Origin of the sequence: Paraburkholderia aspalathi (genome assembly GCF_905220735.1) — a bacterium.
GTDB classification, from domain to species: Bacteria; Pseudomonadota; Gammaproteobacteria; order Burkholderiales; family Burkholderiaceae; genus Paraburkholderia; species Paraburkholderia aspalathi.
Genome location: NZ_CAJNBA010000006.1, coordinates 344,859 through 361,222 on the forward strand (window position 1 = coordinate 344,859; position 16,364 = coordinate 361,222).

The 16,364-nt window shown below is 62.8% G+C and carries 16 protein-coding genes; 6 read left to right on the forward strand and 10 right to left on the reverse strand.

From position 1 onward, the window contains the following. Positions 1-129 precede the first annotated feature (129 nt). The 3 genes from mreD to KHO30_RS30695 form a co-directional block, all read right to left on the reverse strand. Positions 130-642, reverse strand: a complete 513-nt coding sequence (gene mreD, locus KHO30_RS30685; protein WP_054037125.1) for a rod shape-determining protein MreD — start codon at positions 640-642, stop codon at positions 130-132. Beyond that, complete coding sequence (gene mreC / locus KHO30_RS30690) at positions 639-1,745, reverse strand: rod shape-determining protein MreC (protein ID WP_211703198.1); 1,107 nt, start codon at positions 1,743-1,745, stop codon at positions 639-641. Before mreC ends, mreD begins: the two co-directional genes overlap by 4 nt. 153 nt (positions 1,746-1,898) lie before the next feature. Continuing rightward, entirely contained in the window at positions 1,899-2,942 is a 1,044-nt protein-coding gene (locus KHO30_RS30695) for a rod shape-determining protein (protein ID WP_004189550.1), read from the reverse strand. Between the two features lie 380 nt (positions 2,943-3,322). Between KHO30_RS30695 and gatC the strand changes: the two genes are divergently transcribed. The 5 genes from gatC (at position 3,323) to KHO30_RS30720 (ending at position 8,429) form a co-directional block, all read left to right on the forward strand. After that, a complete protein-coding gene (gene gatC / locus KHO30_RS30700; protein WP_093634635.1) occupies positions 3,323-3,622 on the forward strand; it encodes an Asp-tRNA(Asn)/Glu-tRNA(Gln) amidotransferase subunit GatC in 300 nt (99 codons plus the stop codon). Between the two features lie 43 nt (positions 3,623-3,665). After that, entirely contained in the window at positions 3,666-5,153 is a 1,488-nt protein-coding gene (gene gatA, locus KHO30_RS30705) for an Asp-tRNA(Asn)/Glu-tRNA(Gln) amidotransferase subunit GatA (RefSeq protein ID WP_211703199.1), read from the forward strand. Positions 5,154-5,158: 5 nt separating this feature from the next. After that, positions 5,159-6,634, forward strand: a complete 1,476-nt coding sequence (gene gatB, locus KHO30_RS30710) for an Asp-tRNA(Asn)/Glu-tRNA(Gln) amidotransferase subunit GatB (protein WP_211703200.1) — start codon at positions 5,159-5,161, stop codon at positions 6,632-6,634. Between the two features lie 121 nt (positions 6,635-6,755). Further along, positions 6,756-7,595 carry a PPK2 family polyphosphate kinase gene (locus KHO30_RS30715; protein ID WP_093634638.1) on the forward strand — a complete coding sequence of 280 codons (840 nt, stop codon included), beginning with the start codon at positions 6,756-6,758 and terminating at the stop codon, positions 7,593-7,595. Positions 7,596-7,649: 54 nt separating this feature from the next. Further along, positions 7,650-8,429, forward strand: a complete 780-nt coding sequence (locus KHO30_RS30720) for an exodeoxyribonuclease III (protein WP_054037130.1) — start codon at positions 7,650-7,652, stop codon at positions 8,427-8,429. A 60-nt stretch (positions 8,430-8,489) separates the two neighbouring features. On the opposite strand, the gene KHO30_RS39355 is transcribed toward KHO30_RS30720, so the two are convergent. The 7 genes from KHO30_RS39355 to argB all read right to left on the reverse strand — a co-directional run bounded on the left by KHO30_RS39355 (position 8,490) and on the right by argB (position 15,838). Then, a complete protein-coding gene (locus KHO30_RS39355) occupies positions 8,490-9,743 on the reverse strand; it encodes a M48 family metallopeptidase (RefSeq protein ID WP_244864169.1) in 1,254 nt (417 codons plus the stop codon). A 50-nt stretch (positions 9,744-9,793) separates the two neighbouring features. Then, positions 9,794-11,188: an AmpG family muropeptide MFS transporter gene (locus KHO30_RS30735; RefSeq protein WP_211703202.1), complete on the reverse strand. Its 1,395-nt coding sequence runs from the start codon at positions 11,186-11,188 to the stop codon at positions 9,794-9,796. A 14-nt stretch (positions 11,189-11,202) separates the two neighbouring features. Further along, a complete protein-coding gene (metW, locus tag KHO30_RS30740) occupies positions 11,203-11,811 on the reverse strand; it encodes a methionine biosynthesis protein MetW (RefSeq protein WP_054037137.1) in 609 nt (202 codons plus the stop codon). Then, entirely contained in the window at positions 11,808-12,953 is a 1,146-nt protein-coding gene (gene metX / locus KHO30_RS30745) for a homoserine O-succinyltransferase MetX (RefSeq protein ID WP_211703203.1), read from the reverse strand. Before metX ends, metW begins: the two co-directional genes overlap by 4 nt. A gap of 301 nt (positions 12,954-13,254) precedes the next feature. Then, the gene (slmA, locus tag KHO30_RS30750; protein WP_054037141.1) at positions 13,255-13,959 is read right to left on the reverse strand and encodes a nucleoid occlusion factor SlmA; all 705 of its coding nucleotides are present in this window, start codon (positions 13,957-13,959) and stop codon (positions 13,255-13,257) included. Between the two features lie 17 nt (positions 13,960-13,976). Continuing rightward, positions 13,977-14,729, reverse strand: coding sequence for a pyrimidine 5'-nucleotidase (locus KHO30_RS30755; protein ID WP_054037146.1), 753 nt, complete (start codon positions 14,727-14,729; stop codon positions 13,977-13,979). 209 nt (positions 14,730-14,938) lie between these two features. Continuing rightward, the gene (gene argB / locus KHO30_RS30760) at positions 14,939-15,838 is read right to left on the reverse strand and encodes an acetylglutamate kinase (protein WP_054037147.1); all 900 of its coding nucleotides are present in this window, start codon (positions 15,836-15,838) and stop codon (positions 14,939-14,941) included. Positions 15,839-16,103: 265 nt separating this feature from the next. Here argB and KHO30_RS30765 point away from each other — a divergent pair, with 265 nt between their 5' ends. Beyond that, a complete protein-coding gene (locus KHO30_RS30765) occupies positions 16,104-16,325 on the forward strand; it encodes a cysteine-rich CWC family protein (RefSeq protein WP_211703204.1) in 222 nt (73 codons plus the stop codon). Positions 16,326-16,364: the final 39 nt, after the last annotated feature.

A 16,364-nucleotide genomic window follows, 5' to 3' on the forward strand; every position in this document is an offset into this window, starting at 1 on the left:
AAGGCCGCGTGACGGCCATCATGAGTGTGCGCCCAAACCGGCCGGAACCGGGAGGCATGAACAGCGATGCGCGTCGAGCGGGCCGGGAGCGTGGATTCCATCGGAACGGCCGGCGGGCTCGATGCGGGATTAAATCGGCCGCGTATCGTCCGGATCGGCCGGGCGACGCTGCGGCATCAGCAGCAGCATGCTGGCGACCGGCCACAGCGCGGCTTCGACGAAGCCGTCGATCAGGTAACTCCAGCCCGGAAACGCCGCGCCCGTCAGCAGACGGATCACGAACGGCACCAGTTGCGCGACGACCAGGAGCGGCATCACCGCGAAAGTCTGCACGCCGAGCGACATCCATAGCACCCGGCGATGGATCGTAATCGCGCCATACGACAACAACGTATACGCCAGCGCGTGCTCACCGAGCAGGCTGGCGTTGTGTACGTCCATCAACAAGCCGAGAAAGAACGCGATGCCCATGCCGACTTTGCGCGGCTGGTGCACGTTCCAGAACAGCAGCACGAGCGCCACGAAGTCCGGCACGCCGGCGAGGCGCCCCCACGGCATCAGGTTCAGCAGGAACGCCGCAGCGAGGCTGAACGAGATGAAGTAGGGATTGACCGGCTGCAGGATGTATTGCGGACGGTTCATGGCTGGGCCCCCGGCGTGGCTTGCGGCTTCGCGCTCTTGTCAGCGGCCGGTTTCTTTTCGGTGGCGGCTTTCTTCTCCGCGGCCGCGCCCGTGGCCTTGGCCGACGGCTTCTCAGTAGGCTTGGCAGCAGCGGCGGCGGGTTTTTCTGCAGGCTTGGCAGCGGATTTATCCGCTGCGGCCTTGTTGTCCGCGGGCTTGCCGCCCTTCTTCGCTTTCGCGTCCTTGGCGGTCGTAGCCGCGTCGGGCTCTTCCGCCGGACGCGGCGGCACGTTGTTCAGATAGTGCAGCACGAGCAACTGACGCGCGCCGCGCACGGGCGCAACCGGCAAGCAGATCACGCGCGCGAACGCCGTATCGGCCTGTTTGTCGACCCGCACGACCTTCGCGACTGGCAGCCCCGGCGGATAAACGCCGTCGAGCCCGCTCGTGACGAGTTCGTCGCCGGTTTGCACATCAGCGCTGATCGGCACGAAGCGCAGATCGAGCGTATCGCCCTTCGGCGTGCCGTAGATCACGCTGCGCAAGCCGGTGCGCACGATCTGCACGGGCACCGCCTGATCCTTGTCGGTGAGCAGCGTCACTTCGGCTTGCAGCGGGAACACGCGCGTCACCTGACCGATCACGCCGTCTTCATTGACGACCGGCGATCCGTCCTGGACGCCTTGCTGGGCGCCGCGGCCGATCACGACCTTCTGCGTGAACGGGTCGCGCGTGTCGTACTGGATTTCAGCCGGCAGCGATTGCGTGGTGGAGCGCTGCGAGAGTTGCAGCAGCGCGCGCAAATGGGTGTTTTCGGCAGCCAGTTCGGCAGCTGTATTGGCTTGCTGCGAGAGCTGGAGATCTTTGGTGCGCAGTTTGTCGTTCTCGCTGCGCAAGGTGGCGCTGGTCACGGCCAGGTCGGCCGCGCCCATGAAAACGTCGCGCGGCACGAGGGCTGCGCGTTGCAACGGATAAAGACCCGCGCCGAGCACGCCGCGAACGATTTCGAGCGTTCTGAAGCGTGCATCGGAGATCAGCAGGGCGAGCGCCAGCACGACGAAAAACACCAGCCGTGCGAGGGCGGACGGGCCTTGCTTGAACAGGGGCGGCGGACTGTATTCCATGGTCGGCGCCGGGGGCGTGAGCGGTTGGGTGAGACGGCGGCGCGCGAGGGGTGCGCGTTCAGCGCGCGGAGGCTGGCAGGCCCAGCCAACGGCAAACCGGCCCGCAAGGGGCCGTTTGCCAGATCCGCGCTACTGACATGGAGACGGGCTCGCTTACTCGTACGAGAAGATGCTGCCGAGCTTGTCCATGCGTTCGAGCGCCATGCCCGAGCCGCGTACAACACAGGTCAGCGGGTCTTCGGCGACGAGCACCGGCAGGCCGGTTTCTTCGGCGAGCAGGCGGTCCAGATCGCGCAGCAGTGCGCCACCGCCGGTGAGCATCATGCCGCGCTCGGCGATGTCGGCGCCCAGTTCCGGCGGCGTTTGTTCGAGCGCGATCTTCACCGACGAGACGATCTGGTTCAGCGGATCGGTGAGGGCTTCGAGGATTTCGTTGCTGGAGATCGTGAAGCTGCGCGGAATGCCTTCCGACAGATTGCGGCCCTTCACTTCCATTTCCTTGACTTCGGAACCCGGGAACGCGGAGCCGATTTCTTTCTTGATGGCCTCGGCGGTTTGTTCGCCGATCAGCATGCCGTAGTTGCGGCGGATGTAGTTGACGATGGCTTCGTCGAACTTGTCGCCGCCTACGCGGACCGAACCCTTGTACACGATACCGCCGAGCGAGATCACGCCGACTTCGGTCGTGCCGCCGCCGATATCGACGACCATCGAGCCGGTTGCTTCTGACACCGGCAGGCCTGCGCCGATTGCCGCTGCCATGGGCTCTTCGATGAGGTAAACCTGCGAAGCGCCCGCACCGTGAGCGGCTTCTTTGATCGCGCGACGCTCGACCTGGGTCGAACCGCACGGCACGCAGATGATGATGCGCGGCGACGGCGAGAACATGCGCGATTCGTGAGCAGTTTTGATGAACTGCTTGATCATCTGTTCGGTGACGGTGAAGTCGGCGATCACGCCGTCTTTCATCGGGCGGATCGCCTCGATGTTGCCCGGCACCTTGCCAAGCATCTGCTTGGCTTCCTTGCCGACTGCCTGAATGGTTTTCTTACCGTTGGGACCGCCTTCCTGGCGGATCGAGACCACCGACGGTTCATCAAGAACGATACCCTTGCCACGCATGTAAATGAGCGTGTTGGCAGTGCCGAGGTCAATCGCCAGGTCGTTGGAGAAGTAGCTGCGCAGAAAACCGAACATTCAAAATCCTGTCTCGCTTGGGGCCAGCCCTCGCAACGTATGCGCAGGGCGGCAGCGGAAAAAATAACAGCTTCAACCGGGCGGAAGCGGCGCCACTGGAACTTGAAGCTGCGAGGGAGTCTACCGGAGGCCGGTGCAAGGCCTAGTCAGAAAAATCCGAACTATCTTTGGGAATTGTTCAGAAAGGCCTTGGTAAGTCGGTCCGGGTTTGGGTCGAACGCGTAATGATACCTTATAATTTTGGATGTTTTGAAGGAAACGGACGGCACTTTTTGCCGCCGCTGGCCCCTTTTTCGAGGTCTTCCTCCAGTGTCGTAACCCGCTGTCGCAGCATCGTTTTTCCCGCGCTGCGGCGGTCCACCACATTTTCCGGTGACTGCATGGCTCTGACCCTGACCGATGTTAAACGCATCGCGCACCTCGCGCGGCTCGAACTGGCTGACGCCGAAGCTGAGCACACGCTTACCCAGCTCAACGATTTCTTCGGCTTAGTCGAGCAAATGCAGGCGGTCGATACCACCGGCATCGCCCCGCTTGCCCATCCGATCGAGCAGATCGAAGACGTCGCGCTGCGTCTGCGCAACGACGCGGTGACCGAAACGGTCGACCGTGAAGCCTTCCAGCGCCCGGCGCCGGCCGTTCAGGACGGCCTGTACCTCGTGCCGAAGGTGATCGAGTAAGTGATCGACCAAGACTCGCGAATCAAGCCCAGGATAAAACGCAATGCATGAAAAAAGCTTGACCGAACTGCGCGCCGCACTGGCAGCCAAGGAATGCTCCGCAGTCGAGCTGGCGCAGCTCTATCTGAAGCGGATCGACGCGGCCAACAGCCTGAACGCCTTCATTCAGGTCGACGCCGACCTGACGCTCGCGCAGGCGAAAGCGGCCGACGCGCTGCTTCACACCGGCCACGCCGGCCCGCTGGTCGGCCTGCCGATCGCGCATAAAGACGTGTTCGTCACCAAGGGCTGGCGCTCCACGGCCGGCTCGAAGATGCTGTCGAACTACGAAAGCCCGTTCGACGCCACCGTGGTCGCGCGGCTGCAGCACGCCGGCATGGTGTGCGTGGGCAAAACCAATATGGACGAGTTCGCGATGGGCTCGTCCAACGAGAATTCGTACTTTGGCCCCGTGCAGAATCCGTGGGATCGTCTGGCTGTGCCGGGCGGCTCATCCGGCGGTTCGGCTGCTGCAGTGGCGGCGCGTCTCGCGCCCGCTGCCACCGGCACGGATACCGGCGGCTCGATTCGTCAGCCGGCGTCGTTCTCCGGCATCACCGGTATCAAACCGACGTATGGCCGCGTGTCGCGTTACGGGATGATCGCGTTCGCATCGTCGCTGGATCAGGGTGGTCCGTTGGCCCAAACAGCCGCGGATTGCGCCACGCTGCTCAATGCCATGGCCGGTTTCGACGAGCGCGATTCGACCAGCCTCACGCGCGAAGACGAAGACTTCACGCGCTACATCGGCAAAACGTGGAAGGAAGACGGCGCGGACAAACCGCTCGCCGGCCTGCGCATCGGCCTGCCGAAAGAGTATTTCGGCGCAGGCCTTGCCGATGACGTGCGCGCTTCGATCGACGCTGCCTTGAAGCAATACGAAGCGTTGGGCGCCACGCTGGTGGAAGTCTCGCTGCCGAAAACCGAGCTGTCGATCCCGGTGTACTACGTGATTGCGCCGGCGGAAGCCTCGTCGAACCTGTCGCGTTTCGACGGCGTGCGCTTCGGCCATCGCGCCGCGGAATACCGCGATCTGCTCGACATGTACAAGAAGTCGCGTGCCGAAGGCTTCGGTCCGGAAGTGAAGCGCCGTATTCTGGTGGGCGCCTATGTGCTGTCGCACGGTTATTACGACGCGTACTACCTGCAGGCGCAAAAGATCCGCCGCATCATCGCGCAGGACTTCCAGGAAGCGTTCAAGCAGTGTGACGTGATCATGGGCCCGGTGGCGCCCTCGGTGGCGTGGGACCTCGGCGCGAAGGGCGACGATCCGGTGCAGATGTATCTGGCCGACATCTACACGCTGTCGGTGAGCCTCGCCGGTCTGCCGGGTATGAGCGTGCCGTGCGGCTTCGGCGCGGGCGCGAATGCGCAGCGCCCGGTGGGTCTGCAGATCATCGGCAACTATTTCAATGAAGCCCGGATGCTGCAAGTGGCCGACGCGTTCCAGCGCGCGACCGACTGGCATCGCAAAGCACCGGCAGGAGTGTGAGCACCATGGCCAAGCAATGGGAAGTCGTGATCGGTCTGGAGACCCACGCGCAACTGTCGACCCAATCGAAGATTTTCTCGGGCACTGCCACGCAATTCGGCGCTGCACCGAACACGCAGGCCAGCCCCGTTGATCTGGCATTGCCGGGCACGCTGCCGGTGATGAACCGCGGCGCCGTGGAACGTGCGATTCAGTTCGGCCTTGCGATTGGCTCGACGATCGCGCCGCGCAGCATCTTCGCGCGCAAGAATTACTTTTACCCCGATCTGCCGAAGGGCTATCAGATCAGCCAATACGAAATCCCCGTCGTGCAGGGCGGCCAGGTGACGATTCAGGTTCCGGCTAACGAAAAGGCGGGTAAGGAAGCGTACGAGAAGGTCGTCAACCTGACGCGCGCTCACCTCGAAGAAGACGCGGGCAAGTCGCTGCACGAAGACTTCGCGGGCATGACCGGCATCGACCTGAATCGCGCCGGCACGCCGCTGCTCGAAATCGTCACCGAGCCGGAAATGCGCAGCGCGGCCGAAGCGGTCGCGTATGCCAAGACGCTGCATACGCTGGTCACATGGCTCGGTATCTGCGACGGCAACATGCAGGAAGGCTCGTTCCGTTGCGACGCGAACGTGTCGGTGCGGCCGGTCGGTCAGGCTGAATTCGGCACGCGTGCCGAGATCAAGAACCTGAACTCGTTCCGCTTCCTCGAAGAAGCGATCCAGTACGAAGTGCGCCGGCAGATCGAATTGATCGAAGACGGTGGCACAGTGGTGCAGGAAACGCGTTTGTACGATCCGGACAAGCGCGAAACGCGCTCGATGCGCAGCAAGGAAGACGCGCACGATTACCGCTATTTCCCCGATCCGGATCTGATGCCGCTGGTGATCGACGCGGCGTGGGTCGAGCGCGTGAAGGGTGAAATGCCGGAACTGCCGGTCGCGATTCAACAGCGCTTCGTCACGCAATACGGCCTGACGCCGTACGACGCAAACGTGCTGACGTCGAGCAAGGCCATGGCCGCGTACTACGAAGCGGTCGTCCTGAAGGTCGGCCCGTCGAATGCGAAGGTCGCGGCAAACTGGCTGATGGGCGAAGTGTCGTCGCAACTGAATCGCGAAGGTCTGGACATCGCTGACAGCCCGGTTTCGTCCGCGCAACTCGCGTTGTTGCTGCAACGTATCGCCGACGGCACGATTTCGAACAAAATCGCCAAGGAAATTTTCCTCGCGATCTGGGAAGAGAAAGCCACGGACGAAGCCGCTGCCGATCGCATCATCGAAGCGAAGGGTTTGAAGCAGATTTCGGATACCGGCGCGCTGGAAGCGATCATCGACGAGGTGCTCGCCGCGAACCCGAAGTCGGTTGAGGAATTCCGCGCGGGCAAGGAAAAGGCGTTCAACGCACTGATCGGTCAGGCGATGAAAGCGACCAAGGGCAAAGCCAATCCGGCGCAGGTGAACGAACTGCTGAAGAAGAAGCTGTCCTGAGTTGAAGTCATGTGACCGGCGCGAGTGCGCCGGTCATCGCGGGCTGTTGCCGGAAACGAAAGTGGGGCAACGGCCCGTTTCATTTTGCGGGCAATGTTTTAACGCAGATCACGGAGTGTGAATGGCGAAGCAACCCGAACTCGACGATTTCCGCGTGCCGTATTTCGACGACGGCAAGAAGAGCAGCAAATTCTCACTCGACGCTTTCGACCCGTCCGCGAAGCCTTTTTCGAGCGGTTCGAAAGATGCTGACCGGGCGCGCTTGTCGGAGATCGGCGCGATCCTCGACACGCAGCAGGAGTGCCTGCACGCGCAGCAGAAACGCCGGGTATTGCTGGTGTTGCAAGGCATGGACACGAGCGGCAAAGACGGCACGATCCGTGCGGTGTTTCATGAGGTCGACCCGCTTGGTTTGCGCATCGTGCCGTTCAAGGCGCCTACGCCTGTGGAGCTGGCGCACGATTTTCTCTGGCGCGTGCATGCGCAGGCGCCCGCTGCCGGTGAGTTGACCATCTTCAACCGCAGCCACTACGAAGATCTGCTGGTGCCGACCGTGCTCGGCAATCTGGATGCCGAAGCATTTGAACAGCGCTGTGGCCACATTCGCCAGTTCGAAAAGCTGCTGGCCGACAGCGGTACGGCCATCGTCAAGTGCATGCTGCATATTTCGAAAGACGAGCAGCGCGAGCGTCTGCAGGCTCGCATCGACGATCCGAACAAACACTGGAAATTCGACGTCGCCGATCTCGAAGCCCGCAAGCAGTGGGACCAATATCAGGCGGCGTACCGCGATATGCTGGCCGTGACGTCGACCGACTACGCACCGTGGTACGTGGTCCCGGCCGATTCGAAAACCCATCGCAATGTAATGGTCGCCGAGTTGTTGCTACGTACGTTCGAAGCGTTAAAGCTCGAATATCCGCCTGCCAAAGAATCGCTGAAGGGCGTCAAGGTCGAATGACCCTGCGCCTTTGGTCTTGTGCTCCAGAAACGAATTGAACATAAAGGGAACGACATGTTGCGTGTGATTACCGCCAACCTGAACGGCATCCGCTCAGCGGCAAAGAAGGGTTTTTTCGACTGGTTCGGCGAACAGAAAGCCGACGTGGTGTGCGTGCAGGAAATCAAATGCTCACAGGACGATCTGACGCCGGAGTTTATGTCGCCGCACGGTTTCACCGGCTATTTTCAGCATGCGGTGAAGAAGGGGTATAGCGGCGCGGGTGTGTACACGCGCCACGAGCCGGACGAAGTGGTAATCGGCTTCGGCAGCGAAGAGTTCGATCCGGAAGGGCGCTATGTCGAACTGCGCTTCGGCAAACTTTCGGTGATTTCGGTGTATGTGCCGTCGGGGTCGAGCGGTGAAGATCGCCAGCAGGCCAAGTTCCGCTTCATGGACGAGTTCATGCCGCATCTCGCGGAACTGGCCAAGGAGCGCGAAGTGATCGTGTGCGGCGACGTGAACATCGTCCACAAAGAGATCGACATCAAGAACTGGAAGAGCAACCAGAAGAATTCAGGGTGCCTGCCGGAAGAGCGCGAGTGGCTCACCAAGCTGTTTGACGAAGTGGGTTACGTCGACGTATTTCGCACGCTCGATCAGCGACCCGAGCAATACACGTGGTGGAGCAATCGCGGTCAGGCGTACGCGAAGAACGTAGGGTGGCGGATCGATTACCAGATTGCGACGCAGGGCATCGCCGGCAAGGCGAAACGCACCGACGTGTTCCGCGATATCAAGTTCAGCGACCATGCGCCGCTGACGGTCGATTACGATCACAAGGTCAAGAAGTAAGCACGGCTAGCCCGAGCCGCAAGGAACCGTGCAAGCCGCAAGCGCCGCGGCTTGCGCGCCTCACTCGCTACTGATGGGTTTGCGGCGCGGGCGGCCCATGCCGGCATAGTCCGGTAGCGCATCGACGGTCTTGCCGATTGCCTTTGCATAGAGCGGCAACATATCCGGCAAACGCTTGATGATGTCCTGACGCCGCGCCGGCGTGTACGGGTGCACGTAGATATAGCCCTGATCGCGATTGCTGCGCGTCGCCGTGGCCAGCTTGTCCCACAGCGTGACGGCCGCGCGCGGATCGAAGCCGGCGCGAGAGGCGATATCGCTGCCGATCACGTCGGCCTCGGTTTCGTCGGTGCCCTCGTACTTCATCTCGAGCAAGCGCGAACCGATGCCGAGCGGCGCTGCGCCCAGATCGGCGAGCCCGAAGAGCTGCGGGATCGTGCCGGACGAGTCGAGCTGGCTCGACTGCAGTTCGCCGAGCCGCTCACGTGCATGTTCGCGCAGTGCATGTGCGATCTCGTGACCGATCAGCATGCCGAGTTCGTTGTCGTTCAGATGCGTGCGGTCGAGCAGGCCGCTATACACCACGATCTTGCCGCCCGGCAGGCAGTACATTCGGATGTCGGGCGAGCGCACCACCGCTACATCCCACTTCCAGCCCTTGGCCCGCTCGTTCCACTTTAGCGAGTAGGGAATCATCTTGTCGACGATCGACCGCACCCGCGTGACGTGGGCGTCGGTGTCGCCGTACAGGCGGTTTGCGTGCTCCGCGCCGTACGTGATCTGATTGAACTCTTCGGCCGCTTGCGCCTCGAGCATTGGCGATGGGATCAGGTTGCGGAACACGAGGTAGCCGCCGTAGCGCAATTGCGTGTTCGGCGCACTGTAAGTCGGCGGCGTGGGACTGTTGGCGGCTGCGGGCGTCGATGTCGCGGCAGGCGCTTTTGCGGCCGCAGCCGGGCTCGAAGTGGCGGCCGGCGTTTTAGCCGTTACGGGTGCTGGTGGCGGTTGCGTTGAAGCAGGCGGCGTGGCGGCCGCAGGTGCGCTGCCGGCGTTCGTGGCGCTGGTCGCGCCGGTCGCCGCCGATGTCGCGTTTTCGGGGCTTGAGGTGTTCGGTGCCGATTTTGCCGTCGCTGCCGGCGTCGTTGTCGGCGCTGCTGCCGGAGCCGGTGTGTTGGTGGTCGCCGCTGCTGCGCTGGAGCCGGCCGCAGGCATCGCGGTCGCGTAGGCGCTCAACGGCGCCGCCAACACCAGGCTCGCGCAACCGAGCGCCAACATCGCACGTCGAACTGCGCGTCCGGCCTTGAGCCAAGACATCCCGAAGGCATCCGAAACCGGGCGCGCCCCGCGCTTTGACTGGCGCATCGTCACGACCGGGTTCTCCAGGGCGCGATGCGCAGCAGAAGCAGCATGCCGGGCAGCCCCAGCGCGGTACACACGATGAAATAGTCGAACCAGCCGATCTTTGCGACCACATAGCCGCTTGCCGCCGATGCCAACGTGCGCGGCACCGAAGCCAGGCTCGTGAAGAGCGCGAACTGCGTGGCGGTGTAACGCGGATCGGTGGTGCTGGCGATGTAAGCGGTAAAGGCCGCCATCGTCAGACCGGTCGCGAAGGTTTCGAGGCCATAGACCAGCGCCAGCGCGACCGAGCGTGGATCGAGCTGCACGGTCCAGTCGACGCCGACTAGCGCGAGCAGCTTTGAGGTGCCCTCGCTCAGCCAGACGGCGATGTCGTAAATCACGGTCAAACCGGGCGATGCCGGGCCGAGATGCGCAAGCCATGCAAAGCCGAGCGTCGACACCATCTGCAGAACGCCGAAGATCCAGAGCCCGCGGCCGATGCCGACTTTCATCAGCCAGATCCCGCCGACGATCCCGCCCGCCAGACTCGCGCCAAACGCGGTGGTCTTGGCGATCACGCCAATCTGCGTGCGCGAAAAACCGATGTCGAGAAAGAACGACGTGGACAGCGTAGTCGCCATCGTGTCGCCGAGCTTGTAGAGGAAGATGAAGCCGAGCACGAACAGCGCGCCGCGCCAGCCGTCGCGTTGAATAAATTCACTGAACGGCTGCACGATCGCTTCGCGCAGATTCTTCGGCGGCGTGCCGTGCACCTGGGGCTCGCGCACCACCAGCGTCATGATCATGCCGGGCAGCATGAAGGCGGCGGTGACGATGAAAACGGTGGTCCACGGCAAATGGTCTGACAGAATCAGCGCCAGCGAACCCGGCACCAGTGCGGCGATCTTGTAGGCATTTACATGCACCGCATTGCCGAGACCCTGCTGCGTGTCGCTCAGCAACTCACGCCGGTAGGCGTCGATCACAATGTCCTGGCTCGCGCCGAAAAACGCGACCAGCGCCGTCAAAGCCGCTACCGTCCAGATGGAATCCTTCGGTGACACGAAACCGAGCGTGCCAATCGCGCCCGCCACCAGAATCTGCGTGACCAGCATCCAGCCGCGCCGTCTGCCCGGACGCCAGCCCGGAAAACGCGGCACGTAGCGGTCCATCAGCGGCGCCCAGATGAATTTCCAGGTGTACGGGAACTGAATCAGCGCAAAAAGGCCGATTTCCTTCAGATTGACGCCTTCGGAGCGTAGCCACGCCTGAACCAGATAGACGAGCGTGAACAGCGGCAGTCCCGACGTAAAGCCGAGAAAGACGCAGATCAGCATGCGCGTATTCAGGAACGCGCGCCAGCCGGGATGTTCTTCGTGAGCGGTAAGTGCAGGCGCCTCGTGCGGCGGGTTCGACATGTGGATAAGTGGCGTTAGCTTTTCTTGACGCGATAGACCGCAAGACTACCACGCCAGTTCACGCCCCATCGCACCACCTGGCCTTCGTGAAGCACCACGCGGTCGAGGATCTCGATACCGACTTCTGGCGCCAGCGCCTCGAAATCCTTGATCGTCAGCACCCGCACGTTCGGCGTGTTGTGCCACTGGAAAGGCAGCGACTTCGAGACCGGCATGCGGCCCTGCAGCACAGACAGCCGATGCGCCCAGTAGCCGAAATTCGGGAACGAGACGATGCATTCCTTGCCCACCCGCACCGTCTCGCGCAGGATCGCGGCGGTCTGATGAATGGTTTGCAGCGTCTGCGACAGAACCGCAAAGTCGAAGCTGCCGTCTTCGAACAGGCGCAGGCCGTCTTCCAGATTCTGCTGGATCACGTTGACACCGTTTTGCGTTGACGCCAGCACGCCGGCGTCGTTGATTTCGATGCCGTAGCCCTGCACGTCCAGTTCTTCGGTCAGGAGCGACAGCAGCGAGCCGTCGCCGCAGCCCAGATCGAGCACGGTGGCGCGCGGTTCGACCCAACGGGCGATCGCGCGGAAGTCCGGGCGCAGGGCCAGGTAATCGAGTGCTCGCTGGTTCATGCGTTCACCTCGTTCGCAATACGTTCGTAATAGGCGCGCATCAGGTTGTGATAACGCGCGTCGTCGAGCAGGAAGGCGTCGTGGCCATGAGGCGCGTCGATTTCCGCGTAGGTCACGGTGCGCTTATGGTCGAGCAGCGCCTTCACCAGTTCGCGCGAGCGGGCCGGCGCGAAACGCCAGTCGGTCGAGAAACTGGCGATCAGGTATTTCGCCGTGGTGTGGGCGACGGCGGCGGTCAGATCGCCGTCGAAGGCCTTGGCCGGATCGAAATAGTCGAGCGCGCGGGTGATCAGCAGGTACGTGTTCGCGTCGAAGTAGTCGGCGAATTTGTCGCCCTGGTAGCGCAGATACGACTCCACCTCGAATTCCACGTCGAAGTTGAAGTTGTACGCGTCCACCGCGCCTTCCGCGCGGCGCAGCGAGCGGCCGAATTTCTCGGCCATGTCGTCGTCCGAGAGATACGTGATGTGGCCGATCATGCGCGCGACGCGCAAGCCGCGCTTCGGCTTCACGTTGTGCGCGTAGTAGTTGCCGCCGTGGAAATCCGGGTCCGACAGGATCGCCGAGCGCGCCACCTCGTTGAACGCGATGTTCTGCGCGGACAGCTTCGGCGTGGACGCGACCACGATGCAATGGCCCACGCGCTCCGGATACATCATGCTCCACGCGAGCGCCTGCATGCCGCCGAGGCTGCCGCCCATGACCGCGGCGAAACGCGTGATGCCGAACTCATCGGCGACGCGCGCCTGCGCGTTCACCCAGTCTTCAACCGTGACGACAGGAAAGGCCGCGCCATACGGTTTGCCGGTCGCCGGATCGATGCTCATCGGCCCGGTCGAGCCGAAGCACGAACCCAGGTTGTTCACGCCGATCACGAAGAACCGGTTGGTGTCGAGCGGCTTGCCCGGGCCGACCATGTTGTCCCACCAGCCGATGTCCTTCGGATCGTCGGCGTAGACGCCCGCCACGTGGTGCGAGGCGTTGAGCGCGTGGCACACCAGCACGGCATTGCTGCGCGCGGCGTTGAGCGTGCCGTAGGTCTCGACCACCAGGTCGTAACCGGCCAGCGAGCTGCCGTTCTGCAGCAGCAGCGGCTCGGTGAAATGCATTTTTTGGGGAGCGACGATACCGATCGATTCCATTCATTCCGCCATTTAACAAATACAGGGCGGCTAGATTGGCGTCGGCGAAGCACGGAGGAGAAGCGGTGTGCGCGGCTGACGACCTCTTTAGCCGCATTTATAGTGAACCGCGGGATCGTATATTCCCGCTGGTTCGCGCGCCCGCAATCGAGTCAGCAAATCGGCGCGTGATAGGTGTTCAGGGTGCTCCGGACAGCGGTCTTAGGTAGTTCGGCGAGCCGCAGTCAGGCGCAAAGTATAGCGGAAAATTTCATGCGGCAGCGTCGCGGACGCTACCGCGCCACTGCGCCTGCCGCGCGGACTACTGAAGAATCAGCAGCAGTTGCGCGTCGGCGTGTTCGGCGGGCGGCCGCGCAAAGCCGCTGCGTACATACCGATGCCAGCGGCCGATGATGTAGCTCAGCAGCAGGCTCGCGCGGATTGCGGGATCGTAGCCGGCGGGCAGCGGGGCGGCGTGTGCATTGGCGCTCGGACCTGTGGTTTCGCCCGCGCCCGCACTTGCGTTTGCTTCCGTCTGAGCCAGCCGCAAACACTGCTTCAACGACGCCTCGACTCGCTCCAGCATCTGATTGACCCGCTCGGTCAGCCGTTCGTGCTCGCCGACCAGCGCCTCGCAGGTCAGCACGCGCGTCATGCCGGGATTTTTCGCGGGGAAGTTGAGCAGCATCAGCGCAATCGCGCGGGCTTGCAGCACGCCATTGCTTTCCTTGTCGGCGATCTGGTTGATCAGGCCGAAGATGGTCTGCTCGATGAACTCGATGAGCCCTTCGAACATTTGCGCCTTGCTGGCGAAATGGCGGTACAGCGCCGCTTCCGAGACGCCGAGCCGGGCGGCGAGCGCCGCCGTGGTGATCTTTTCGCTTTTCGGCGCCTCCAGCATTGCGGCAAGCGTCTGCAGGATGTGCACGCGGCGTTCGCCCGGCTTCAGGCGCGGCGCGCGCGGGGCGCCCGACGGGGCGGGTTCGTGTTCGGCTACGGCTTCGTCCGGCTTGTCGATCGGCTGCATGGCTGTCGCCCCGTCTGCTATCTCTTCAAACGAACCGAGCGGTTGCCCAGTCGTAGCGATTTTAACGAACGAATGCATCGATCGACATAGTGCGGCCGACCGGTGCCCGGCAGACGCGTCGGCACGCCGTCCGCGTGCGGTTTGCGCGGCAGATGGCCGGTAATCCACACGGTGCGGATGCCGAGCCGCCGGTAGTTCTTCAGATGCGAGCGCGTGTCTTCCACGAGGATCACGTCTTTGAGCGAAACGTGCGCGTCGCGCATCGCCTTGCGCAGCATCGAATGATCGGGTTTGGCGCGCCAGCTGCGGCGATCGCGCATATGTTCGATCGCAATCACCTGCTCGAACAGACGCTCGATGCGCAACTTTTGAAGTACCGCGCGCGCGTAGGTCTCGGGCGCGTTGGTCAGCACGATCTTGCGGCCGGGCAGCGAGGCGACGAGGCGCGCAACGCCGCGTTCGTGACGGATCATCGAGCCGAGATCGGAGAACGTGTGAACGACTTTCAGAAAGTCGTTCGGGTCGAGCGGATGGTGGCGTGCCAAACCGAGCAGTGTCGCGCCGTAGCGTTGCGTGTAGCCGGTGCGGAGACGATTGGCTTCGTCGATGTCGACTCCCAGCGAGTCGATGATGTACTGCGTCATGCCCTGATTGATCGCCGGAAAGATCGCGTGCGAGGCGTGATGCAGCGTGTTGTCGAGATCGAACAGCCAGACCGGACTGCCGCCTGCAATGTGCGGACGACGGCGTCGGGAAGTGGGGGTGCGCATGATGGAGGACGCCGTTCAGGCGTGGGCAGTCGCTTCACGCAGCGAACGCGCATGACGCTTCGCGATGCGGAAGGCGATAAAAGAAGGGGGAGCGTTTTTGTGCCGGAGGGCGGCGCGTGGTGCACCGCTGGGCGCAGCGGTAGTGCAACCGCACGGCCCACATGGCACGCCTGACTGGCGTACCGTGTGGGCCGGGTTTGAGGCAGGAATCAATGCGAGCGGATCATCGTGCCGAACGGCTGTTCGGTGAGAATTTCCAGCAGCACCGAGTGCTCGATGCGGCCGTCGATGATGTGTACCGAACGCACGCCGCTCTTCGCAGCATCCAGCGCCGACGAGATTTTCGGCAGCATGCCGCCGGAGATCGTGCCGTCTGCGAACAGGCCGTCGATTTCGCGCGCCGACAGATCGGTTAGCAGATTGCCTTCCTTATCCATCACGCCCGGGATGTTGGTCATGATCACGAGCTTTTCGGCGTTCAGCACAACCGCCAGTTTGCCCGCGACCAGATCCGCGTTGATGTTGTACGACAGGCCGTCTTCGCCGAAGCCGATGGGCGAGATCACCGGAATGAAGGCGTCGTCCTGCAGCGCTTTCACAACCGCGGGATTGATCGCCTCGACTTCGCCCACTTGGCCGATATCCAGGTATTGGCCAGGATTGTCGCGATCCGGCATCTGCATCTTGCGCGCGTGGATCAGGCCGCCGTCTTTACCCGTCAGACCGACCGCATGGCCGCCGAAATGGTTGATCAGCGTGACGATGTCCTGCTGCACTTCGCCGCCGAGCACCCATTCGACGACTTCCATCGTCTCTTCGTCGGTGACGCGCATGCCCTGAATGAATGTGCCCTGCTTGCCGATTTTCTTCAGCGCCTGGTCGATTTGCGGACCGCCGCCGTGCACGATGACCGGATTGATACCGACCAGTTTCAGCAGAATGACGTCGCGCGCGAAGCCTTGCTTGAGCCGCTCCTCGGTCATGGCGTTGCCGCCGTATTTGATGACCACGGTCTTACCGTGATACTGGCGAATGTAAGGCAGCGCCTCGGCCAGGATTTCAGCCTTCAGGGTGGGCGCGATCTGCGAAAGGTCAGGGATCTCGGACATGGCGGCAGGCTCAGGCACGGAACAGTTAAAACAGGGCGAATTGTACAGGACTGGCGCGCTGCAACAGGGTTTTCGATAGCGGCGCCGGTGACGGGCGGCACCGGCTTTGCGCACTGCGCAACGAGCGGGCCGAAGCGGCGGGTGACAATGAAGCTTAGCGCCGTTCAGAGCTGCCTGTGAATTGGCCGAATGGCCGGCTCACGGCGGCGCGCCAGTCGTGGCATCATTTCCTGATCCAGGCTGAAGCGAGGTCATCCGGCCCCTCATGAAACCGTCAGCTTCCCGCTCTGCAAGCGCGCTTTGCCCGCGCTGCGGCCATGCATTCGATTGCGCCATGCATGGGGTGCCATTCGACTGCTGGTGCCGTGAGATGCCGGCTCTGCCGGCAGACCGGCTCGATCCGTCTGGCCGCTGTTTGTGTCCTGAATGTCTTGCGGCGGAGATTGCGCGAGCCGTGCAAACGGGGCCGGGAGCCGGGTCACTTTGAACGCGGCCCGGACCTGGTGGCCGCGTTGCGGCTTGATAC